The sequence below is a fragment of the Mediterranea sp. ET5 genome (assembly GCF_023337025.1).
Classification (GTDB): domain Bacteria; phylum Bacteroidota; class Bacteroidia; order Bacteroidales; family Bacteroidaceae; genus Phocaeicola_A.
In genome coordinates this window covers 39984-61835 of the sequence record NZ_JAMBLN010000018.1, presented here as the reverse complement: position 1 = coordinate 61835, position 21852 = coordinate 39984, and the positions used below count along the sequence as shown (strand labels likewise).

Annotated in this window: 16 protein-coding genes; 7 read left to right on the top strand and 9 right to left on the bottom strand. The window is 60.1% G+C overall.

What is annotated here, in order from left to right:
* The first annotated feature begins 34 nt into the window (after positions 1-34).
* From M3087_RS11190 to M3087_RS11175, 4 genes are all read left to right on the top strand, one after another.
* Positions 35-982 (top strand): metallophosphoesterase, encoded by a 948-nt coding sequence (locus M3087_RS11190; protein WP_249095756.1) that lies wholly within the window; start codon positions 35-37, stop codon positions 980-982.
* A gap of 295 nt (positions 983-1277) precedes the next feature.
* The gene (locus M3087_RS11185) at positions 1278-1739 is read left to right on the top strand and encodes an Lrp/AsnC family transcriptional regulator (protein ID WP_022385912.1); all 462 of its coding nucleotides are present in this window, start codon (positions 1278-1280) and stop codon (positions 1737-1739) included.
* Between the two features lie 4 nt (positions 1740-1743).
* Positions 1744-2055 carry a DUF4491 family protein gene (locus tag M3087_RS11180; protein ID WP_022385911.1) on the top strand — a complete coding sequence of 104 codons (312 nt, stop codon included), beginning with the start codon at positions 1744-1746 and terminating at the stop codon, positions 2053-2055.
* A 53-nt stretch (positions 2056-2108) separates the two neighbouring features.
* Positions 2109-3860: a gamma-glutamyl-gamma-aminobutyrate hydrolase family protein gene (locus M3087_RS11175; protein WP_249095755.1), complete on the top strand. Its 1752-nt coding sequence runs from the start codon at positions 2109-2111 to the stop codon at positions 3858-3860.
* An 856-nt stretch (positions 3861-4716) separates the two neighbouring features.
* Here M3087_RS11175 and M3087_RS11170 read toward each other — a convergent pair.
* From M3087_RS11170 to M3087_RS11150, 5 genes are all read right to left on the bottom strand, one after another.
* Positions 4717-5184 carry a YqaA family protein gene (locus M3087_RS11170; RefSeq protein ID WP_249095753.1) on the bottom strand — a complete coding sequence of 156 codons (468 nt, stop codon included), beginning with the start codon at positions 5182-5184 and terminating at the stop codon, positions 4717-4719.
* Positions 5157-6149, bottom strand: coding sequence for a hypothetical protein (locus M3087_RS11165; protein ID WP_249095751.1), 993 nt, complete (start codon positions 6147-6149; stop codon positions 5157-5159). The genes M3087_RS11170 and M3087_RS11165 overlap by 28 nt, the downstream gene beginning before the upstream one ends.
* A 7-nt stretch (positions 6150-6156) precedes the next feature.
* Entirely contained in the window at positions 6157-7425 is a 1269-nt protein-coding gene (gene purD, locus M3087_RS11160; protein ID WP_022385588.1) for a phosphoribosylamine--glycine ligase, read from the bottom strand.
* Between the two features lie 139 nt (positions 7426-7564).
* Positions 7565-9817 (bottom strand): DPP IV N-terminal domain-containing protein, encoded by a 2253-nt coding sequence (locus M3087_RS11155; protein ID WP_249095749.1) that lies wholly within the window; start codon positions 9815-9817, stop codon positions 7565-7567.
* Positions 9801-11249 (bottom strand): class I SAM-dependent RNA methyltransferase, encoded by a 1449-nt coding sequence (locus M3087_RS11150; protein WP_249095747.1) that lies wholly within the window; start codon positions 11247-11249, stop codon positions 9801-9803. The genes M3087_RS11155 and M3087_RS11150 overlap by 17 nt, the downstream gene beginning before the upstream one ends.
* A gap of 286 nt (positions 11250-11535) precedes the next feature.
* Between M3087_RS11150 and M3087_RS11145 the strand changes: the two genes are divergently transcribed.
* The gene (locus tag M3087_RS11145; protein WP_410797061.1) at positions 11536-12513 is read left to right on the top strand and encodes a lytic transglycosylase domain-containing protein; all 978 of its coding nucleotides are present in this window, start codon (positions 11536-11538) and stop codon (positions 12511-12513) included.
* Positions 12514-12560: 47 nt separating this feature from the next.
* Positions 12561-13499, top strand: coding sequence for a DUF5106 domain-containing protein (locus M3087_RS11140; protein ID WP_249095743.1), 939 nt, complete (start codon positions 12561-12563; stop codon positions 13497-13499).
* Between the two features lie 841 nt (positions 13500-14340).
* Here the strand turns inward: M3087_RS11140 and M3087_RS11135 are convergent.
* The 3 genes from M3087_RS11135 to M3087_RS11125 are packed head-to-tail and all read right to left on the bottom strand — an operon-like array spanning position 14341 to position 18624.
* Positions 14341-15144, bottom strand: a complete 804-nt coding sequence (locus tag M3087_RS11135; protein WP_249095739.1) for a DUF3108 domain-containing protein — start codon at positions 15142-15144, stop codon at positions 14341-14343.
* A gap of 3 nt (positions 15145-15147) precedes the next feature.
* Positions 15148-17109 carry an Ig-like domain-containing protein gene (locus tag M3087_RS11130; RefSeq protein ID WP_249095737.1) on the bottom strand — a complete coding sequence of 654 codons (1962 nt, stop codon included), beginning with the start codon at positions 17107-17109 and terminating at the stop codon, positions 15148-15150.
* A gap of 6 nt (positions 17110-17115) precedes the next feature.
* The gene (locus tag M3087_RS11125) at positions 17116-18624 is read right to left on the bottom strand and encodes a GH3 auxin-responsive promoter family protein (RefSeq protein WP_022385921.1); all 1509 of its coding nucleotides are present in this window, start codon (positions 18622-18624) and stop codon (positions 17116-17118) included.
* A gap of 229 nt (positions 18625-18853) precedes the next feature.
* Between M3087_RS11125 and M3087_RS11120 the strand changes: the two genes are divergently transcribed.
* On the top strand, positions 18854-19870 hold the full coding sequence (locus tag M3087_RS11120) for an ATP-dependent 6-phosphofructokinase (RefSeq protein WP_106484004.1): 1017 nt from the start codon (positions 18854-18856) through the stop codon (positions 19868-19870).
* Between the two features lie 1046 nt (positions 19871-20916).
* Here the strand turns inward: M3087_RS11120 and M3087_RS11115 are convergent.
* Complete coding sequence (locus tag M3087_RS11115; protein WP_249095775.1) at positions 20917-21762, bottom strand: sugar phosphate isomerase/epimerase family protein; 846 nt, start codon at positions 21760-21762, stop codon at positions 20917-20919.
* Positions 21763-21852 lie beyond the last annotated feature (90 nt).

The following is a 21852-nucleotide window of genomic DNA, read 5'->3' as shown; positions in this document are numbered from 1 at the left end:
GACAAAGCTTTACTAACAATCAAACAAAACCCTTATGAACACACTGAAAAGACTTACCTTCCTCTGCCTCCTGCTCTGCACGGCTGCCATTGCCGCCGTCGCACAGGACGCCGCGAGCTGGGCGAAACTGGAGAAAAGCGTCAACTTCTACATCGCCAATGACCTCGGACGCAACGGCTACTACGACCAGAAGCCCATCGCCGAACTGATGGGCCGTATGGCCGAGACCGTCGGCATCGAGTGCGTGGTGGCTGCCGGAGACGTGCACCACTTCGAGGGCGTCCGCAGCACATCCGACCCGCTGTGGATGACCAACTATGAGCTCATCTACAGCCATCCCGAGCTGATGCTCCCCTGGTACCCCATCCTTGGCAACCACGAGTACCGCGGCAACACGCAGGCGGTGCTCGACTATGCCGGCATCAGCGCACGTTGGGAGATGCCCGCCCGCTACTACACCTTCACCGTGGAGGACAACGATGTCACCGTGCGCGTGGTCATGCTGGACACGACCCCGCTCATCGACAAGTACCGCGAGGACACCGTCGGCTACCCTGACGCCTGCCGCCAGGAGGTGGAGCCGCAACTGAGCTGGCTCGACCGCGTACTCACCGACGCCCGCGAGGACTGGGTCATCGTCGTGGGGCACCACCCCATCTTTGCACAGACGGAGAAGAGCGAGAAGGAACGTCTCGACATGCAACGCCGTGTGGACACCGTCCTGCGCCGGCATGACAACGTCGCCATGTACGTCTGCGGACACCTCCATACCTTCCAGCACATCCGCCGTCAGGGGACGGACATCGACTACGTGGTCAACTCGTCCGCTTCGCTGAGCCGCGAGGTAAGCCCCATCGAGGGGACACAGTTCTGCAGCGGTGCGACCGGGTTCTCCCTCGTCGCCGCCGACAAGGACCGCCTCTGCCTCTACATGCTCGACAAGGACGGCAAGGTGCTCCACACCGTCAGCAAGACACGCTGACCGGCAATGGCTGATTGACGAGTGACAATCCCCTCCTTCAGGGATACGCATACGGACACGCCTCCAGGGACCATCACCCTTGGAGGCGTGTCTGTCTGTGCATGCCGTCCTCACGCCGGAAGGTCATTGCCGATAGTAAATTGTCACTTGTCAATTGAAAAGTGCATCTTTTTGCTCTTCGTGCCGACACTTTTTCAAGAAAATCCGAAAAATAGAGAGCAAAAAGTTTGTCGATATGAAATAATCGCTATATTTGCCTATCAAAGTGTTATTGAACAACCAAACCCCCAACGTGATGGAAAGAATAGATAATTTAGACCGACGCATCCTGGAGATCATTTCCCAGAATGCGCGTATTCCCTTCAAAGATGTGGCTGCTGAGTGCGGCGTCTCACGCGCTGCCATTCATCAGCGTGTGCAACGACTGATCGACCTGGGCGTCATCATCGGGTCGGGCTATCATGTCAATCCGAAGAGCTTGGGCTACAGTACCTGCACTTATGTCGGAGTAAAGCTCGAAAAGGGCTCCATGTACCGGGCTGCAGTGGCGCAGCTGGAGAACATCAAGGAGATCGTCGAGTGCCACTTCACCACCGGTCCCTACACCATGCTTATCAAGCTCTATGCCCGCGACAACGAACACCTCATGGAGCTGCTCAACAGCCGCATCCAGGAGATTCCCGGCGTGACTGCCACCGAGACGCTCATCTCGCTGGAGCAAAGCATCAAGAAGGAAATACCCATAACTGACAAGTGACCGGATGGGAGCCTTCGACAACCTCCACCTTACCGGGCTGATCATCGGCATCTGCACCTTCCTCATCATCGGCCTGTTCCACCCCGTCGTCGTCAAGTGCGAGTACTACTTCGGGACACGCTGCTGGTGGGTCTTCCTCCTGCTGGGACTCGGCGGTACGGCCGCCTCTCTGTGGGTGGCGAACGTGCTGCTGTCGACCCTCCTCGGAGTCTTCGCCTTCTCCTCGTTCTGGACCATCAAGGAAATCTTTGAGCAGGAGGAACGTGTGAAGAAAGGATGGTTCCCCAAGAACCCCAAACGGACCTACAAGTTCTGACGTCCGTCCCGCACGCCCCACACGGCACCCGGCGGACAGTAACGCAGACAGACATGCACACATACGACATACAGCGGGCGTACGACAGCATCCACGCGTCGTACCCCGGATACCGGAAATTGCCCGTCATTGGAGTCACAGCGAACTTCAGTGACGGGAATTGTTCTTTAGCCGACGGCTATTGCACCTCCATCCTCCGTGCCGGAGGACTTCCCCTCATCATCCCCCCGTACGACGACACGGACGCACTGCTCTCCACCCTCGAACACCTTGACGGACTCCTGCTCACCGGCGGGGGCGACATCAACCCGCTCTACCTGGGCGAGGAACCCGTCAACGAACTCCACTCCATCAATCACCGCCGCGACCGTCAGGAACTCCTGCTCACCCGCCTCGCCGCCGACCGTCAGATACCCATCCTCGGCATCTGCCGCGGCCTCCAGGTCCTGACCGCCGCCCTCGGGGGCACCCTCTACCAGGACATCCACACCCAGGCAGGCACCGTCTGCCTCAAGCACGACCAGCAGCTCGACCGCAGCTACGCCTCACACACCCTGCACATCGAGCCGGACACGCTGCTCGCCCGCCTCTTCGGCACCGACCGCCTGCCCGTCAACTCGTTCCACCACCAGGCGGTCCGTGAGCCCGCACCCGGCTTCCGGGTCAGCGGAAGGGCAGCCGACGGCATCATCGAGGCGGTCGAGTCGGCGGAACACAAGTCGATGCTCGGCGTGCAGTGGCACCCGGAGTGCATGATTCTCGCCGGGGACGAGAGCATGCTGCCTCTCTTCCGCTGGCTCACGGCAGAAGCCGCCTCGTTCGCCGACGCCAAGGCGGTGCACCGGCGCATCGTCTCGCTCGACAGCCACTGCGACACGCCGATGTTCTTCCACAAGGACATCCGCTTCGACACGCGCGACCCGCACGTGCTCGTCGACCTGCACAAGATGACCGAGGGACATCTCGACGCCACCATCATGGTCGCCTACCTCAAGCAGCTCGAACGCGACGACGAGTCCCTGCTAGCCGCCACTGCCAAGGCGGACCGCATCCTGACCCAAATCGAGGCGATGGTCCATGCCAACGCATCGTGGGTCGACATTGCCCGCACGCCCGCCGACGTCTGTCGGTTGAAGCAGATGGGGCGGAAAGCCATCATGCTGGGCATCGAGAACGGCTATGCCCTGGGCCGCGACCTGGCGAACGTGGAGCACTTCCGCCGCCGCGGGGTGGTCTATCTGACGCTCTGCCACAACGGCGACAACGACGTCTGCGACTCCGCCCGCGGCAACGGGGAGCACGGCGGACTGAGCGCCTTCGGCAGGGAGGTCGTCCGCGAGATGAACCGCACGGGCATGCTGGTGGACCTCTCGCACGCGTCGGAGAAGAGCTTCTACGACGCCCTGTCGCTCAGCCGCACCCCCATCGTCTGCTCCCACTCGTCGTGTCGTGCCCTGTGCGACCATCCGCGCAACCTGACGGACGACCAGCTGCGTGCCCTCGCCCACAGCGGCGGCGTGGCACAGGTCTGCCTCTACGGGGGCTTTCTGCGGACGGACGGGACGGCGTCGCTGCCCGATGTCATCGAACACATCAACCACATGGTGAGCCTTATGGGCATCGACCACGTGGGCATCGGCACGGACTTCGACGGGGACGGCGGCATCCCCGGCTGTGCGTCGGCGTCGGAGGTCATCAACCTGACGCGCCGCCTGCGTGCGGAACGTTACTCGGAGGAGGACATCCAGAAACTCTGGGGCGGCAACTTCCTCCGCGTCATGGAGGAGGCACAACGGGGCAATTGACAATGGATAACGTTTCAATTGACAATTGATAATTGACAATTGACAATTGTCCTGCGGCGTGGATAACGAGGCTGCAAGGCGGTGAATGTAGGGGCGACATAACACAATTGACAATGGACAATGGACAATTGACAATTACCTTGCGGCGTGGGGGATGTGACTGCAAGGCGATAATTGTCCATTGTCAATTATCAATTGTTAATTGAATATGTTGGACCGGGCGACCAGACCGGTCGCCCCTACATTCCTTGAAATGTTTTGTTGATGCGGTCCGACGTTTTTATCAATTTGTCAAAATGTCAAATGAATCGCCCGAGAAGGGGCTTCCTTGCACCAAAATACGGATTGGTGACCGGGAAGGCCCTTCTCGGGCGATTCGCAAAATACATATTGACGGGGTTCCCGTCGGTTTTCTTTCCTTCTGTTTTGCTCTTATCTTCTTTTGTTTCCTTCCGTCAGTCTTTTTACACGGACGGACGCAATTTCACACATCGGGAATCGTGTCCGTTTGGTCTCTAAAAAATGGGGACAGGTGGCTGTTTTCGTACGGACGAACGACTACGACGGTGCGGACACGTCCGTACGACGGTAGTCGTTCGTCCGTACGAAGCCAATCACAGGTGCTTTCGACCGTGGAAATGGGTTCGGCGGATGGTTTTTCTGCGTTAGAAAGAATGTAAATGTGTGAATAACGGTTTATTTTGATATGTTCTGACGGACGTATCTTAAAATATTTAATGCGTGTTTTTCTAATTGGGACGAAATTGTGAAAATGCGCGTCAGCTGAAAACGGCAAATCTGGAAATTGTGATGTTAAAATGGGGCAAATTGTGTCGTTTTGATAAATGGAGCAGAGTCAATTGTCAATTAGAATATTGATGCCCTGTGCCGCCAGTACGAGCGCAACGTAGCGCAACAATTTTCCCAGTGTCATGGAGAACAACGTGATGGGCAGGTTCGCCCGCATCAGTCCGAGGACAATAGCGATGCCGTCCCCCACCACGGGGAGGAACGAGAAGAACGCCATCCATGCTCCCCGTCCGCGGATGAAACGCTCGGCGCGTGCCAGCTTCTCAGGCTTCACACCCAGCCAACGCTCCAGACGTGCCATGTTGCCCAGGTGACCCAGCCAGTAGCACGTCATCGAACCGGCGGTATTGCCCAGCGTGGCGGCAGCGACCGTGCCCACGGGGTCCAGCCCCATCTCGACGAACGCGACGAGGAGGGCTTCGGAACTGAACGGGAGGATGCTCCCGGCAAGGAAGGCGGCGAGGAACATCCCCACGTACCCATAGTCTAGAAGGAACTGTAAAGCTGTGTCCATACGTCAAGGAGGTAAAGTGCGGCGATGAGCGCCAGCGTGACAAGTAGCCCGATGCCGCTGCGGCGGTCGCGGGTCACGGCGAAGTAGTGCCCGGAGAGCAGCGAGGCGCAAGCCGTCAGCGGAGCTGCGAGCGAGGGATAAAGGACGGGCTGGAAGGCGAGGAGCACCCACAGGAGGGCTTCCGTCGAGAGGATGTAGTAGATGCACGTCCGGGTGCGTATCTTGTCGAGGAAGCTGTTGCGGGCGTAGTGGATGATGCTCCACAGCGTCAGGAGGAGGGTCAGCGCGAGCGTGGCTATCGCCGGGGGCGTCAGCGTGCTGTAGTCCGTGGGGCTGAAACGGACGACGGCTGCCAGCTGGCGGAGCAGGAGGTCCCACTCGCCGATGGTGTAGGCATAGCCGCCCAGGAACCAGTAGGGGAGGAGCGCACCGATGAGCGCCGCGCAGAGCGTCCGCGGAGAGAGGTGGTGGAACCCCGTCTGCATGAGCAGCAGCACGGGCAGGAGCAGCAACAGCGGGGGGACGGCGAGGGTCGCCAGTCCGTAGAAGAAGAAGCCGCGGAAGACATCGCCCACGGGCTCCACGCCCTGATAGGTGCGGAAGAGGAAGTAGAACGTCGCTGCCAGGCAGCATGCCGACACGCTCCCGCCCTGCAACGTGTGGGGCTGGGCGACGGCGGCAAGGAGCAGGAAGAGCGTCAGGTAAAAGGTCGAGTGGACGCGGATGACGGCGTGGTGGACGGTCACTGCCCCGAGCAGCAGCAGGGCGAGCAGCAGCAGGATGTAGCCCGCGAGCCGTCCGCCGAAGGGAGTCAGCAGACCCGGCACACTGTCCCACAGCCCGCCTGTCGTCGCGGCGGCAGTGTCGGCTGACGGAAGCCACCAGAGCGCCGAGGCAATGAGAAAGGCAACGAGGAGCGGGAGACTCCCCGTTGCCAGCCGTTCTTGCAGATAGGTCAGTCGCATGAGAGGCTTAGAGGTCGAACCCGATGTCCGAGCGGAAGTAGCGTTTCTCGAATGCGATTTGTTGTGCGCCGCGGAAGGAGCGGGCGAGCGCCTCTGCCTTGTCCGCGCCGTAGGAGCTGACGGCGATGACACGTCCACCGGCGGTGACGACCTGTCCGTCCTTGAGTGCCGTCCCGGCGTGGAAGACGATGCTGTCTGTCACACTGTCGATGCCCGTGATGGGATGGCCCTTGGTGTAGGCTTCGGGGTATCCGCCGGAGACGAGCATGACGCAGACGGCGGTGCGGGGGTCGATGGTGAGTGTCCGACGGTCGAGGTCGCCCTGTGCCACGCCTTCGAAGAGGTCGACCAGGTCGCTCTGGATGCGCAGCATGACGCTCTCGGTCTCCGGGTCGCCCATGCGGACGTTGTACTCGATGACCATGGGTTCACCCTGTACGTTGATAAGGCCGAAGAAGATGAAGCCCTTGTAGTCGATACCTTCGGCGGCAAGTCCTTCGACGGTGGGGCGTATGATGCGGTCCTCGACCTTCTGCATCCATGCCTTGTCGGCAAAGGGGACGGGCGAGACGGAGCCCATGCCGCCGGTGTTGAGGCCGCGGTCTCCCTCGCCGATGCGCTTGTAGTCCTTCGCCTCGGGGAGTATCTTGTAGTGGCGTCCGTCGGTCAGGACGAAGACGGAGCACTCGATGCCGCTGAGGAATTCCTCTATGACGACCTTCGACGAGGCATCGCCGAACATGCCGCCGAGCATCTCGCGCAATTCGCGACGGGCTTCGTCGAGGGTGGGCAGGATGAGCACGCCCTTGCCGGCGCAGAGGCCGTCGGCCTTCAGTACGTACGGGGCGGGAAGGGTCTCAAGGAAGGCGAGCCCTTCGTCGAGGCGGTCTGCGGTGAAGCTGCGGTATCGGGCGGTGGGGATGTGGTGACGCTCCATGAACTCCTTGGCGAACTCCTTGCTGCCTTCGAGCACGGCACCGGCACGGGAGGGTCCGATGACGGGTACGCCGGCGAGGCGGGGGTCAGCCTTGAAATAGTCATAGATGCCCTTGACGAGCGGGTCTTCCGGTCCGACGACGACCATGTGTACGCCGTTGTCGATGACAAAGCGGCCGATGGCGTCGAAGTCATTCGCCTGGATGGCGACGTTCTCGCCCACGTTGCGTGTCCCTGCATTGCCGGGAGCGATGTAGAGTTTTTCCACTTTCGGGCTCTGGGATATCTTCCACGCCAGCGCATGTTCGCGCCCGCCCGAACCAAGTAACAGTAGTTTCATAATCGTGATGGGGTATTGTGTTTCCGGTCCTCCGCCTCGTCGCTGCGGGGCTGTCGGCCGGACGTCCGCCGACGGGGCGTTGCGTGGTGCATCCCTGCCGGCGGACGGCTCGCGGACGGTGCGGAGTCCCGGAGAGGGGTTATTTCAAGTGCTCTTCGAAGTATCGGGTGATGTGTTCGTGCAGGTGGACACGGTCGCGGCCGACCATGTTGTGTCCCTGACCGGGGTAGATGAAGAGGTCGGGGTGCGTGCCCTGGTCGATGCAGGCACGGATGAACGAGAGGGTGTGCTGTGGCACGCACGTGGGGTCGTTTCCGCCGATGATGAGTTCCAGCCGCCCTTTCAGGTTGCCGGCGCGGAGCTTGAGGTTGGCGTTCTTATAGCCGTCAGGATTCGCCTCGGGGGTGTCCATGTAGCGTTCGCCGTACATGACCTCGTAGTACTGCCAGTCGATGACGGGTCCTCCTGCCACTGCCACCTTGAAGACGTCGGGGTGGGTGAGCATGAGGTTTGTGGTCATGAATCCGCCGAAGCTCCATCCGTGCACGCCGAGGCGGGATGCGTCGACGTAGGGGAGGCTTTTGAGCAGTTCGACGCCCTTCATCTGGTCTTTCATCTCCTCGGTGCCGAGCTGACGGAAGGTACAGTTCTCAAACGCCAGTCCGCGGTTGGAGCTGCCCCGGTTGTCCAAAGTGAGCATGACGTAGCCTTGTTGCGCCATGTAGATGTCCCAGCCTCGTGCGGCGTATCGGAAATTGTTCTGAAGCATCTGCGCATGCGGTCCTCCGTAGACGTAGATGATGGCGGGATACTTCTTCGACGGGTCGAAGCCGGTGGGTTTGATGAGCCGGTAGTAGAGGTCCGTCACGCCGTCAGCCGCCTTGATGGTGCCTGTCTCGATGGTGGGGACGTCGTATCCCTTCCAGGGGTCTTCGGCGCGGAAGAGGTTCTTCGTGGTCCGTCCGTCGGCGGTGGCGACGAGGTCGATGTTGCGCGGCACGGTCGGGGTGGAGTAGTTGTCGATGAGGTAGTTGCCGTCGGCAGAGAGCTGCACGTGATGGACTCCTTCGCTATTGCCCACGGGACGGCGTTTGCCGTTCTTCAGGCTGACGGCATAGATGTTGGTCTGCATGGGCGACACTTCGGTGCTGGCGATGTAGACCTCCTTCTTCTTCTCGTTGAAGCCGACGATGCTCTGCACGAGCCAGTCGCCCTGGGTGAGCGGGGTGACGCGCAGGCTCTCGCGGCAGGTGCCTCCGTTGTCGGTGTTCTTGATGGTCGGTTCACAGGGAGCGGAGGTGTCGAACAGGTAGAGGTGGTTGTACCCGTCGCGCTGGCTCTGGTAGATGAACTTCGTGTCGTCCCATGGGAGGAAGGTCAGCGGGAACTGCGGCTCCACGTACTTGGGGTGTATCTCCTCGTAGAGGACGGCTTCGCGCTTGCCCGTCGTGGCGTCGTAGCGGACGAGCTGGGCGTAGTTCTGGTCCCGGTTGAGCTCTATGAGAAAGAGCTTCTGTTCGTCCGGCGACCAGCTGACGTTGGTGAAGTAGCGGTCGGTAGGGTCTCCGGCATCGAGGTAGACATTCTTCCCCGTCGCCAAGTCGTAGACGCCGACGGTGACTTTGTGGCTGGTCATCCCGGCCATGGGGTACTTGTCAGGCTCGAGCGTGGCGATGCGGGTGTCGATGTTGACCTGTGGGTAATCGGTCACCATGCTCTGGTCCATCCTGTAGTAGGCGAGACGGCTTCCCCGGGGGCTCCAGAAGGTCCCTTTCGTAATGCCGAACTCGTTGCGGTGCACCGCCTGGCCGTAAACGATGTCGTGCGGCTTGGGCGCATGCGCCGGGTCGGCGAACTCGGGGCTGAGGTCGATGGGCTTGTTCTCGCCCGTGCGGCGTATCAGAAGGCGGTCGCCCAGCGTATAGGCGACGGCGCGTCCGCCGGGGGCGATGTCGGCGTTGGCGGCTGCGCGGTCAATGCCGATGAGATGGTCGACCTGGCGGATGGAGAAGTTGTAGTAGACGATGTGTTCCGGGAAGCGGAGCATCACGATGGGCTGCCGGGCGTCCGGGAAGCGCACGCCGTAGAGGCTGTGTACCCGCGGCAGCTTCGCCCCGGTGTAGGACAGGATGCCCTCGTTGACATCGACGAGATTGAAGAGCAGACTTTCCCGTCCGCTCCGGGGGTTGACCGCCTTGACTTCTTCGGCATCGGGGACAATGCAGCGGTCGCCCCACCACTGGACGTCGTAGAGGTTCTTGGTGGAGCAGTTGTAAAAGTTGCTACCGCCGGGGATGAGGTCCTCCAGCGTGAAGCGCTTGAGTTCTTGTGCCATGGTGGTAACTGCCGACAGCAGGAGCAGCGCCGGCAGCAGATTAATCTTGATTCTCATAACGGTTGGTTTTATTCTCTTGATCGAAAGGCTTTCGTGAGTCGCGTGTGTCGTAGGGGCGGCGTCCGCGGTTGTCGCCGTAGCGTCCGCGTGGTCCGCCGTCGGGGTGTTCGCGCCGGTTCTCGCCGTAGCGGGGCGGACGGTCGTTGCCCTGGCGGGGGCGTCGTCCTCCGTCGGGACGTTCGCGGCGGCTGTCGTCGGGACGTCGGGGGCTGCGCAGGTCGCGACGCGGACGGAACTCGCCCGGATGGTCGCCACGGGAAGCGCGGAAGTCGTCGGCGTTGGTCTCCATGTAGTCCTTAAAGCGTCCGCTGAAGAGCTGGTACTTGCGGAACTGGCAGGCGAGAGCGCCGTTGAAGAGTGGTATCTTTTCCGAAGCCTTCAGCCCTATCTGGTCGAAGCACTCGTCCCTGTAGCTGAGAATCCATGCCTCATTGCCCGAGAAGGCGTGCTTGAGGCGTTCGCCGATGGTGCGGTAGAGTCCCAGCAGGTCGTCGGTCGTGATGCGCTCGCCGTAGGGCGGGTTGGTCACCATGATGGCCTTCTCCGTCGGCTGTTCGAACTCCTCGAAGGGTCTGACCTGGAGAACGATGTCGCGGCTCAGTCCGGCAGCCTTGACGTTGCGTGTGGCTATTTCGTTCGCGTGGCGGTTGATGTCGTAGCCGTAAATCTTGTGGGAGAACTCGCGTTCCTGCGAATCGTCGTTATAGACCTTGTCGAAGAGCTCCCGGTCGAAGTCGCCCCACTTCTCGAACGCGTACTCCTTGCGGAAGACGCCCGGGGCGATGTTCCGCGCGATGAGCGCCGCCTCGATGGGGATGGTTCCCGACCCGCACATAGGGTCGATGAGGTCGCACTCTCCGTGCCAGCCGGTGAGGAGAATCATGCCTGCCGCCAGGACCTCGTTGAGCGGTGCCTCGACCGCCTCCTGGCGGTAGCCGCGCCGGTGGAGCGACTCGCCCGAGCTGTCGAGCGAGAGGGTACAGTGGTCCTGTGCGATGTGGATGTTGAGGGAGAGGTCGGGGTTATTGATGCGCACCGACGGACGCTTGCCCGTCTTCTCGCGGAAGTAATCGACGATGGCATCCTTGACGCGGTACGCCACGAACTTCGAGTGTCGGAACTCGTCGGAGAAGACCACAGCGTCGACGGCAAAGCTCCCTTCCGGCGTGAGGTAGTCCTCCCAGGCAATCTCCTTGACCGCATTGTACACCTCGTCGGCGTTGCCCGCCGTGAAGTGCTTGATGGGCTTGAGGATGCGGATGGCGGTACGCAGGGCAAAGTTCGCCCGGTACATCATCTCCTTGTCGCCGGTGAACGACACCATTCGTCTTCCTACTTCGATATTGTTGGCTCCCAGTTGAGTCAACTCTTTGGCCAAGACCTCCTCCAGTCCTTGGAAGGTCTTTGCAATCAGCTCTGTTTCTTGCATAGGTATTCTAGAAGTTATTAGTCAGTCCCGTAATGCCGAAGGGCGGGCAACCCGCTGCCGCACACGCGGAAGGATGCAGGCACATCCGTCGCCCCGGCTGCATGTCAAGGCCTCGGTTCCAGGGTGCAAAGTAACGGAATTTCCGCCGCTTAGTCAAGAGTTTTCCCGCTTTTTGTGGCGTCGGCGGGAGCGGGCAGGTCCCACTTTTCTCCTTGTTTCCTTGTAGGTTTGTCACCTGAATCGGCTTTTTCTCCTTACCTTTGTGGCACAAACACTCCCTGACATGATAAAACCGCACTTATTCAGCCGAACGCTTTACGCCCTGCTGCTCCTCGTTGCCGGAGTCGCGCTGCCGGCACTCTATGCCTGCCTCTCCACCGGAGAGCGCGACGTGCCGCAGTCCCAACTCCCCTTCGCCACCGTGTCGCCCGACGTCCCGGACGCCGTCGTCTTCGCCGGGGACACGCTGAGGCTCGACCGCGCCGACCTGCGCGAACGCATGGACCGCGAACAGTGTGCCTTCACCTACATGCACGCCTCCACCCTGCTGGCCCTCAAACGTGCCAACCGCTACTTCCCCGTCATCGAACCCATCCTCCGTCAGGAGGGAGTGCCCGACGACCTCAAGTACCTGGCTGTCATCGAGAGCTCCCTCGACGAGCGGGCGTACTCGCCGGCACATGCCGCCGGGCTGTGGCAGTTTATCGAAGCCACCGGACGGCAGTACGGGCTGGAGGTCAACGACCACATCGACGAACGCTACCACGTGGAGAAGGCGACCCGCGCCGCCTGCCGCTACCTCAAGGATGCCTATGCACGCTATGGCGACTGGCTCACCGTAGCCGCCAGCTACAACGCCGGGCAGGGGCGCATCTCCCGCGAGCTGGAGCGTCAGGAGGCGGACTGCGCGACCGACCTGTGGCTCAACAAGGAGACCACGCGCTACATGTTCCGCCTGCTCGCCGCGAAGGAGCTCTTCGCCAATCCCCGCCGCTTCGGGTTCTGCCTGCGGCGCAGCCAGCTCTATCCCCCGTTGAAGTACACCTACGTGGAGGTGGACACCCCCATCGCCTCGCTCACCGACTTCGCACGCGAACACGGACTGCTCGTCCGTCAGCTCAAGGAGGCGAACCCCTGGATACAGGGCTACACGCTCCAGAACCGTTCCCGGAGGCGCTACCGCATCGCCATCCCCGACAGTGCGTCGCTCCATTACCGTCCGCAGGACACCCGTCCGCATGACCCGGCGTGGGTCATCGACTGACGTCCGTCCGACGACCGACAGACCATCCACAAACCACATACACATTTATGAGAACCATCACCTTATGTATCCTTGCCCTTGCCCTCGCTGCCTGCGGGGGCGGCACCAGCGGACGGAAGGCTGCGGAGACTGCTCCTGCCAAGCCGACAACGTTCGTCTTCCCCGAGATTCCCGACCTGATGACCGAACCGGAACAACGTCTGGCGTTCCTCGTGCGCCACTTCTGGGACGAGTTCGACTTTTCCGACTCCACCTCCCTCACCAACCCCGACGTGGGTGAGCAGGGCTTTGCGAACTTCATTGCTCTTCTGCCGCAGGCACTCCCCGGTGACGCCGGGGCTGCGCTCGACTCGCTCGTGAAGCGTGCCGCGCCCCATCCTGCTGCCCTCACCTTCCTGCTCACTAACGCCGAGAAGTACCTCTACGACCCCAACTCCCCCTACGTGAACGAGGAGCTGTACGCCACCCTCGTCCGTCCGCTGCTCGCCCTCCCGTCCGTGGGCTATGCTGACAAGAGCCGCCTGACCTTCCGTCTGGACCTCATCGCCAAGAACCGTCCGGGCACCCCGGCGACGGACTTCCCCTTCCTGCTCTATCCGCGCGAAGAGCCTTCGTCGCTGCATGCCACCCCTGCCCGGGAGCTGCTGCTGGTGTTCTATGACCCCGAGTGCGAGCACTGCCAGGCGACGCTCCAGGCGCTCGTCGCGTCCGAGGAGCTGGCTGCCCGCATCAAGGGCGGACTGCGCGTGCTGGCGGTCTACACCGAGGGCAATCAGGAGGTGTGGCGCGAGACTGCTCCCCTGCTGCCCCACACTTGGACCGTGGCGACGGACACGGCGTGCGCCGTGAAGGACACGCCGCTCTATGACCTCAAGGCGATGCCGTCGCTCTACCTCCTCGACGCCGACAAGAAGGTCGTGCTCAAGGATACGAGCCTGCCTGCCCTGCTGCAACGCTGGAAGGAGAACGGTTCAATTGACAATTGACAATGGACAATTGACAATTGCCGTGCGGCGTGGGGACGAGACCACAAGGCGGTGAATGTAGGGGCGACCGGTCTGGTCGCCCGGTCCAATTGCCCGGCGTTATTCGTTGGCACCGATTCAATTGACAATTGACAATGGACAATTGACAATTGCCCTGCGGCGTGTGTGCACATCCGTTCGTTGGGCCGGGCGACCAGACCGGTCGCCCCTACATTTTGAGAAATGTTTTGTTTATGGGATGTGGCGATTGTATCAATTTGTCAAAACGTCAAATGAATCGCCCGAGAAGGGGCTTCGTTGCACCAAAATACGGATTGGTGACCGCGGAGGGCCTTCTCGGGCGATTTGCGTTTTGCATAGTGACGGGATTTCCGTCGGTTCCCTTTCCTTCTGTCTCCTTTCTCCTCCCGTCTCTTTCCTTCCGTCGGTCTTTTCACACGGACGGACGCAAAATCACACATTGGGAATCGTGCCCTTTGGGGCTCTAAAAAATGGGGACAGGTGGGTGTTTTCGTACGGACGAACGACTACGACGGTGCGGACACGTCCGTACGACGGTAGTCGTTCGTCCGTACGAAGCCAGTCATAGGTGCTTTTGCTCGTGAAAATGGGTGCGAAGGATGCTTTTTCTGCGTTAGAAAGAGTATAATTGTGTGAATAACGGTTTATTCTGATGCGTTCCGACGGACATATCTTAAAATAGTTAACGCGCGTTTTTCTAATTGGGACGATTTTGCGAAAATGCGCGTTAGCTGAAAACGCCGAATCAGGAAAATGTGATGCTAAAATCCGGTAAATGGTGTCGTTTTGACAAAATAAACAGGCGGCTCTGTCCGATGCCTCATTTGACCCGTGAGGTGATGGGGTGGCGGTTGCCGTGTACGCCCGTGAGGAAAGCCTTGGCGCTGCCGAAGTTCAGGTACATGTCCAGGCGCACGGGGAGGTGGTTCGCGTCGTCGGTGATGAAGAACGTGATGACCTCCTTCTCCTTACCATCCTTGTACTCCACCAGGGAGAATTTCAGGCAGCGGTAGTCGTGCTTGTCGTTCGCATCCACCACCTCCCGTCCGCGAAAGATGAGCGTCTGCTCCTCGATGGCAGAACCTGTCGCCATGGGGAAGCGTATCTTCTGCCCCACGCGGTAGTTCGTCGGGTCGAACGAACGGGCACGTGCCAGGATGCTCAGCATGTCGTAGACGCAGTAGTCCGTCACGTCGTTGGCGAACTTGGGGTCACGGCCCCGGCGGTGGCGCGACTGGCGGATGTGGCTCTTGCCGTCCTTATAGGTGAACGTGACCGAGTCGACGGTGTAGTGCTTCCCTTCCTCCGCACCCTTGCGGAAGAAGTAGGGGACGAGCTTCTGGGACATGACATTCTCCAGCGTGTCGCGCATGACGAAGAAGAAGTCCGCACGCTTGTTTCCCTTTGTCTGGAGGTACGTGCGGTAGGCAGGCTCGCCGTGATAGGTCGTGTTGTGGATTGCCATTTCGGCAGTCCCCGCCTTTACCCAGACGAACTTCCAGTTGAAGTAGAGGTCGTAGGTCACACGCTCTCCAGCCTTGAAGGCTTTGTTCTCCGCCTCGTACTGTGCCCGGACGGACCAGGCAACCAGCATGCAGAGGCACAGCAAAATGATTCGTTTCATAGCCTATTTCCTTTTATTGCGTTCACGTTCAGCATTGCGTCCCCGCACGCTCTTCTTCTCGTCGGGCTTCTGCTTGGTGATTTCCAGCGGTTTCTGCCGGTCGACGGGGACGGCGTTGAGGTTCCAGTCCTGCTCCACGTCCCACTGTGCCTTCAGCTCCAGCGGCTGCGGGTAGTAGAAGACCTCCTCCGCCTGACGGTGTTCCTCGTAGAGTCCGGTATCCCAGACACCGTTTCCGTTGCGGTCGTAGAAGAGGCGGACGTAGTACTTCCCGGGGTTGACGAAGTAGAACTCCGCGCGCCCGTCGGCGATGTGTGCCTGGCGGACGGGCTTGTCCTGGGCGTCGAGCAGCTGCACGATGGCGGTGGTGTCGGCGCCGGGCAGGTTCAGGAAGAGGGAGGCGTACTCCTCCAGCGGACGGACCTTGATGTTCTGTTCGATTTTGTCGGACGAGAGCCCGTACAGTCCGGTGAATGCCAGCGAGTCTACCTTCAGCTTGAACTCCGCTCCGGGGTGCCACTCGGCGAGCAGCTCATACTCGCGCAGCTTGCCTTCCTTCTGACGGAAGACGAAGGGCACCTCCACGTCTACCGAGTCGACCACCTCGTGCAGGTGGAAGGCGGACGTGTCGATGGCGGCGAGGGGCTCGTCGAATGCGAAACTGATGTTCTGGTACAGCTCCAGGGGCGAGGGCGCGCCGGCGGTGACCTTGAGGTACTCAACGGGTGGGACGGTATCGATGGGGATGCTGTCGTTCTTCTTGCGTCGCTTGAGCTTCTTCTCCAGCTCCTTCTTCCACTCGGCGAGCTTGTCCGCCTTCTCCTTGGCTATCTTCTCCCGGGTGGTCTTCGGTGCCAGTTCCAGGGTGTCGGTCTGGGTGACGAGCCGGTTGAGGGTGTCCGACGTGAGGTAGGTGACGCGCATGCGGAGGGTGTCGATGTTGTAGACGAGGGAGTCCTTGATCCAGTAGTCGATGGTGTCGTTCTTCGCACTCTTCTCGATGATGAAGGCGTCGTGTGCGTCGAAGTTCATGCCTTCGAGGGTCGGCAGGGTGTCTGCCGGCGCGGCAAAGAAGAGGGAGAACTTCCAGGGGACGAGGCGTTCGTTCTTGGTCATGTACTGGGTAACCGCCTGCTCGGTGAAGGCGCGGAGCACGATGTTGTCGGGCATGAAGTGGGTGTACTGCACCTCCTTGATGGTGTCGATGGCGATGCTGTCGGCGCCGAGCCAGAGGGTGTCCTTGCGTGTGCGGAAGTCAAAGGACGGACAGATGGAGTCGTCCGAGAACGCAATCATCTCGCTTTTCTGAGAGAAGACGAAGTTCTGGTCCACGTCCTGGAGGGCGTAGGCATGGTAGGTTCCCGGCGCGATGCCCCGGATGGTGAAGCGTCCGCGGCTGTCCGTACGGGCGACGCGGTCGAAGGGGCGGGTCACGAAGGCAGAGTCCGCCAGGTCGGCATGCAGCCCGACGAGGATGCCCTTGATGGGTTCGAGGTTCGAGGCGTCAAGGACGGTCCCCGAGACCTCCAGCGTGTCGATGCGCTCCCCGGTGGAGAAGGTGAATGCGAAGTTGCCCAGCGGGTTACCCTCGTTGTTGTCGACGATGGCGTCGGAGAAGTCGATGGTGTAGGTGGTGTTCGGGTGGAGGGAGTCCAGCAGGGCGACCTCGACCTTCTTTCCGCTGGTCTTGATTTCCGGAGCCTCAATCTGTGGCGGGGAGACGACGACCTTCTCGTTGGCGTTCTCCAGCTTGATGAACTCGTCGAAGGTCAGGGTGATCTTCTTCTGCTTGTTGTTCGTCGCCATCAGTTCGGGCGAGCACTTCAGCAGCACGGGCGGGTCTTCGTCATAGGGTCCCCCGTCGGGGGTACCGGGGCTGGCACAGGCGTACGCCAGGAGGGCAAGCAGGATGCCCAGGGCCCCCGCGAGCGTCTTCAACAGGTGGGTATGTTTCTTGCGGTTCATTGTCATTTATCGGTTCAGGCGTAGCAGTTCGTCGATGTACTCACGCGTATTGCTCAGTCGGGGCACCTTGTGCTGTCCGCCGAGCTTTCCCTTCTCCTTGAGCCAGTCGTGGAAGAGGTTCTTCCGCGCCACGACCACTTCGAGGGGCTGGAGCGTGATGTCCTTGTATCGCTTGGCCTCATAGTCTGAGTTGATTTGTTGCAGCGCACGGTCGAGGATGCGTGCGAAGCGTTCGGTCGAGTCGGGCAGGACGGCAAACTCGATGAGCCATTGGTGGCGGCACTTGGCGTCGGAGTCCATGAACACGGGGGCGGCGGTGTAGTCGGCAATCTGTGCGCCCGTCCCGGCGCATGCCACCTCCAGCCCCTTCTCGGCATTGTCGACGATGAGCTCCTCGCCGAAGGCGTTGATGAAGTGCTTCGTCCGTCCGGTAATCACGAAGCGGTAGGGGTCCTTGCGGGTGAAGCGGACGGTGTCGCCGATGAGGTACCGCCACAGGCCGCAGCTGGTACTGATGAGCATGGCGTAGTTCTTGCCCGTCTCCACCCCTTCGAGGGGGACGACGGTGGGGTCCGCCTTGCCGAACTCGTCCATCGGGATGAACTCGTAGAAGACGTCGTAGTCCACCATGAGCGTCATCGAGGCATCCGTCGGGTCGGTCTGCACGCCGAAGAAGCCCTCGCTGGCGTTGTACGTCTCCACATAGTGCATGCGGTCGCTGCGGATGAGCTGGCGGTACTGCTCGCGGTAGGGCGCGAACGCCACTCCGCCGTGGAAGAACACTTCGAGGTTCGGCCACACCTGCTCGAGGGAGTCCTTGCCCGTCAGCTCCAGCACGCGACGGAGCACGGAGAGCATCCACGAGGGGACGCCGGAGAGGTTGGTGACGTTTTTCCCAATGGTGCTGCGGGCGATGCGGTCGCGCTTCACCTCGAAGTCGCTGAGCAGGGCGATTTCCTTCTTCGGGACGCGGATGAGGTTCACCAGCGGGTTCACGTTCTGGATGAGGATGGCGGAGAGGTCGCCCACCAGGCTGTCCTTGAGGTTGTAGTTCGGGGCGTGGCTGCCGCCGAGTATCAGCCCCTTGCCTGAGAAAAAGCGGCTGTCGGGGTTGTTGCGCAGGTAGGACGCCACGCAGTCGGTTCCGCCGGCGTAGTGTATCCTTTTCAGACCGTCGGGACTGACGGGGATGAACTTGCTCTTGTCGTTGGTCGTGCCCGACGACTTGGCGTACCAGCGCACCTGCCCCTTCCAGAGGACGTCGCTCTCGCCGTGTCGCATGCGCTCGATATAGGGTTTCACATCATCGTAGGTCTGCACGGGCACCAGCCGGCGGTAGTCCTCGTAGGAGCGTATGCCTGCATACTGGTGTGCCCTGCCCCACTCGGTACCTGCCGCTTCGGACAGGAGGCGGCGCAGCACGGCATCCTGCAACGCGACGGCGCGGGTGGCGTAGGCGTCGAGTGCCTTCTGGCGGGGGGCAAACAGTTTTCCAATGAGTCTGGTCGTATTCATTCGTCTTGAAATATTGCTTACTTGGGTTCCGTGAACTCAACTTACAGTCCCGTGCCGCGCGGCGGGTCCCTGCGGGCTGTCCGGCGGACGGATGCTGCCCGGTCTGTCAGTGCCCGGGCAGGCGGCTGTTCATACTCTTTCTCGTTCTTTTTGACGGACAAAAGTAGTATAAAGATTTGAAAAGCTCTATCTTTACCGTGAAGTTTTAACGAATAGACACACGCTAGTTATGAGAATCGGAATTCTGACATCCGGGGGCGATTGTCCGGGCATCAACGCCACGCTCCGCGGCGTAAGCAAAATAGCTATCAATCATTATGGTATGGAGGTCGTAGGCATCCACAGCGGCTTCCAGGGGCTGCTCGACAACGATGTGGAGCCGTTCGGGACGGACAACCTGTCGGGACTGCTCGGCATGGGCGGCACCGTGCTGGGGACGTCGCGTGTCAAGCTTTTTCCCCGCCGGGGGAGCGACAGCCAGACGGAGAACGCCCGACGCATGATGCAGACCATCGAGCAACAGGGCATCGAGTGCCTGGTGTGCATCGGGGGGAACGGCACGCAGAACACGGCGGCGCGCATCGCTGCCATGGGTGTGAACGTGGTGACCATCCCGCAGACCATCGACAACGATATCTGGGGGACGGACTCGTCGCTGGGCTTTGACTCGGCGGTCGAGGTAGCGACCGAAGCGATTGACCGCCTCCACTCCACCGCCAGCTCGCACAAGCGGGTGATGGTCATCGAGGTCATGGGCCACGAGGCGGGTTGGCTGGCACTGCACAGCGGTATGGCGGGCGGGGGCGACATCATCCTCCTTCCGGAACTTCCCTACAAGATGCGCAATCTGGGCAATGTCATCATCGACCGCCTCAAGCGGGGGAAGCCCTACAGCATCGTGGTCGTGGCGGAAGGCATCCACACCGACGCCGACAGCCGCAAGCGCGCAGGTGAATACATCGCGCAGGAGATAGAGTATGAGACGGGCTTCGAGACGCGCGAGACGGTGCTGGGCTATCTGCAGCGCGGTGGCACCCCGACGTCATTCGACCGCAACCTTGCCACCCTCATGGGCGGTCATGCGGTGGAGCTGATTGCCGACCGCCGCTTCGGCCGCATGGTGACGTTGCAGGGCGACACCATCTCTTCGATTCCGCTGACCGACGTAGCGGGCAAGGTGAAGCTGGTCACCCCCGATGCCGACCTCATCGTCCAAGGCAAACGGATGGGAGTCTGCTTCGGGTGAGATTTAATTGACAATTGACAATGGACAATTGACAATTGCCCTGCGGCGTGCGGATATGACCGCAAGGCGGCGAATGTAGGGGCGACATAACACAATTGACAATTGACAATGGACAATTGACAATTACCTTGCGGCGTGGGGGATGTGACTGCAAGGCGATAATTGTCCATTGTCAATTATCAATTGTTAATTGAATATGTTGGACCGGGCGACCAGATCGGTCGCCCCTACATTTTCCCCATGAACGGTTTGTCAAAACGGCACAATTTTCCTGGTTTTAACATCACAATTTCCAAATTTGCCGTTTTCAGGTAACGCACAAATCCGCAAATTTGTCTCAATTAGAAAATCGCGCGTTAAATATTTTAAGATACGTCCGTCAGAACATATCAAAATAAACCGTTATTCACACATTTACACTCTTTCTAACGCATAAAAACCATCCGCCGAACCCATTTCCACGGTCGAAAGCACCTGTGATTGGCTTCGTACGGACGAACGACTACCACCGTACGGACGTGTCCGCACCGTCGTGGTCGTTCGTCCGTACGAAAACAGCCATCTGTCCCCATTTTTTAGAGCCCGAAGGGGCATGATTCCCGATGTGTGAAATTGCGTCCGTCCGTGTGAAAAGACCGACGGAAGGGAACAAAGGAAGAGAAGAGCTAAACAGAAGGAAAGAGAACAGGCAAAAAGGTTGTCAAGGTGCAAAACGCAAATCGCCCGAGAAGGCGCTCCGTGGTCACCAACTCGTATTTTGGTGCAAGGAAGCCCCTTCTCGGGCGATTCATTTGACGTTTTGACAAATTGACACGACCGCCAAATCCCATCAACAAAACATTTCAAGGAATGTAGGGGCGACCGGTCGGGTCGTCCGGTCCAACATATTCAATTGACAATTGTCAATTATCAATTGTCAATTGAAAACGTTGTCGCATTTATTCCGGCGTGCAGTAGACGTACGTGCCGTCCTGTTCCTCCATGGTGCCGGTCGGGTTGGCGTTCGCCTTCATCCAGCCTTCGGTCTGTGGCGTCCGTGCTGCTGCCTACTGGAAGATGCTCTTCAGGTAGGCGGCGTTGGTGCCGTAGTTCTTTTTCACGTTGTGTACGTCCGCGGTGTCGCGCGAGCGTTCGATGACGAGCCATCCGCTCCAGCCCATGCGGTCGAGGGTCTGCTTGACCTTCCGCAGGTCGAGCCGCGTGTTCCGGTCGAGCGTCACGCCGTCGGTGTCGGTGCAGTGGATGAGTTCGCAGAGGTTGTCCTTGCCGAGGATTTCCAGTTCCGTGCATACGTCACGTCCCGCCTCAAGCGCGTTCTGGAACTTGAAGTAGATTTTGATGCCGGGCGAGTTGATGTCCTTGAGCAGCGCCAGGTCCCCGGTGGCGTCAAGCGAGGTCTCTATGCCGATGATGCGTCCCTCACGTGCCGCCAGGTCGCCGATGACCTTCAGCCGTTTCACCAGCTCGGGGCGCAGCTCGGGGCTCTTCGTCAGGTTGCAGACGCCCAGCGGAAGGAAGGCGGTGCGTACGTCCATTGCCTTCATGGTGTGGAGGCAGTCCGTCACGAGGTCCACATAGTTGTCCCGCTCCACGATGGACTGTCCGTAGAAGCCCGACATGGCGATGGAGGAGATTTCCACCCCGTTTTCCCGGGCGGTCTCCCTGAAAAGTTTCTGGAAGTGCGGATAGCGCAGCTTGTTGTCGAAGGTGTCCCGTTTGCCCAGTCCGCCCATGTCCACCTCGACGCCGTCGCATCCCAGTTCGCGTGCCAGGGCGAACTCGCCAATCTTCTGACGTTTGAGAATCATCCAGTCGCAAACGGACACTTTGTAACGCTTCTTCGCTTCGGGCTGTGCTGCGGACAGTCCAGAGGGCATGACGAGCAGAGTCATTAAGGCAATGACTGCCAGTCCAATCAGTTTTCTCATAGTATGTGTGTTAAGCTTATATCGGGAGCAAAGTTAAATGATTTTTTGAATGTT

What these genes read in the sequence shown, in the direction of transcription:
- M3087_RS11170 (WP_249095753.1), bottom strand. Translation starts at nt 5,184, where the DNA reads ATGGACACAGCTTTACAGTTCCTTCTAGACTATGGGTACGTGGGGATG.
- M3087_RS11120 (WP_106484004.1), top strand. Translation starts at nt 18,854, where the DNA reads ATGAGAATCGGAATTCTGACATCCGGGGGCGATTGTCCGGGCATCAAC.
- M3087_RS11180 (WP_022385911.1), top strand. Translation starts at nt 1,744, where the DNA reads ATGGGAGCCTTCGACAACCTCCACCTTACCGGGCTGATCATCGGCATC.
- M3087_RS11155 (WP_249095749.1), bottom strand. Translation starts at nt 9,817, where the DNA reads ATGAGAATCAAGATTAATCTGCTGCCGGCGCTGCTCCTGCTGTCGGCA.
- M3087_RS11165 (WP_249095751.1), bottom strand. Translation starts at nt 6,149, where the DNA reads ATGCGACTGACCTATCTGCAAGAACGGCTGGCAACGGGGAGTCTCCCG.
- purD (WP_022385588.1), bottom strand. Translation starts at nt 7,425, where the DNA reads ATGAAACTACTGTTACTTGGTTCGGGCGGGCGCGAACATGCGCTGGCG.
- M3087_RS11190 (WP_249095756.1), top strand. Translation starts at nt 35, where the DNA reads ATGAACACACTGAAAAGACTTACCTTCCTCTGCCTCCTGCTCTGCACG.
- M3087_RS11185 (WP_022385912.1), top strand. Translation starts at nt 1,278, where the DNA reads ATGGAAAGAATAGATAATTTAGACCGACGCATCCTGGAGATCATTTCC.
- M3087_RS11175 (WP_249095755.1), top strand. Translation starts at nt 2,109, where the DNA reads ATGCACACATACGACATACAGCGGGCGTACGACAGCATCCACGCGTCG.
- M3087_RS11115 (WP_249095775.1), bottom strand. Translation starts at nt 21,762, where the DNA reads ATGACTCTGCTCGTCATGCCCTCTGGACTGTCCGCAGCACAGCCCGAA.
- M3087_RS11140 (WP_249095743.1), top strand. Translation starts at nt 12,561, where the DNA reads ATGAGAACCATCACCTTATGTATCCTTGCCCTTGCCCTCGCTGCCTGC.
- M3087_RS11125 (WP_022385921.1), bottom strand. Translation starts at nt 18,624, where the DNA reads ATGAATACGACCAGACTCATTGGAAAACTGTTTGCCCCCCGCCAGAAG.
- M3087_RS11130 (WP_249095737.1), bottom strand. Translation starts at nt 17,109, where the DNA reads ATGAACCGCAAGAAACATACCCACCTGTTGAAGACGCTCGCGGGGGCC.
- M3087_RS11150 (WP_249095747.1), bottom strand. Translation starts at nt 11,249, where the DNA reads ATGCAAGAAACAGAGCTGATTGCAAAGACCTTCCAAGGACTGGAGGAG.
- M3087_RS11135 (WP_249095739.1), bottom strand. Translation starts at nt 15,144, where the DNA reads ATGAAACGAATCATTTTGCTGTGCCTCTGCATGCTGGTTGCCTGGTCC.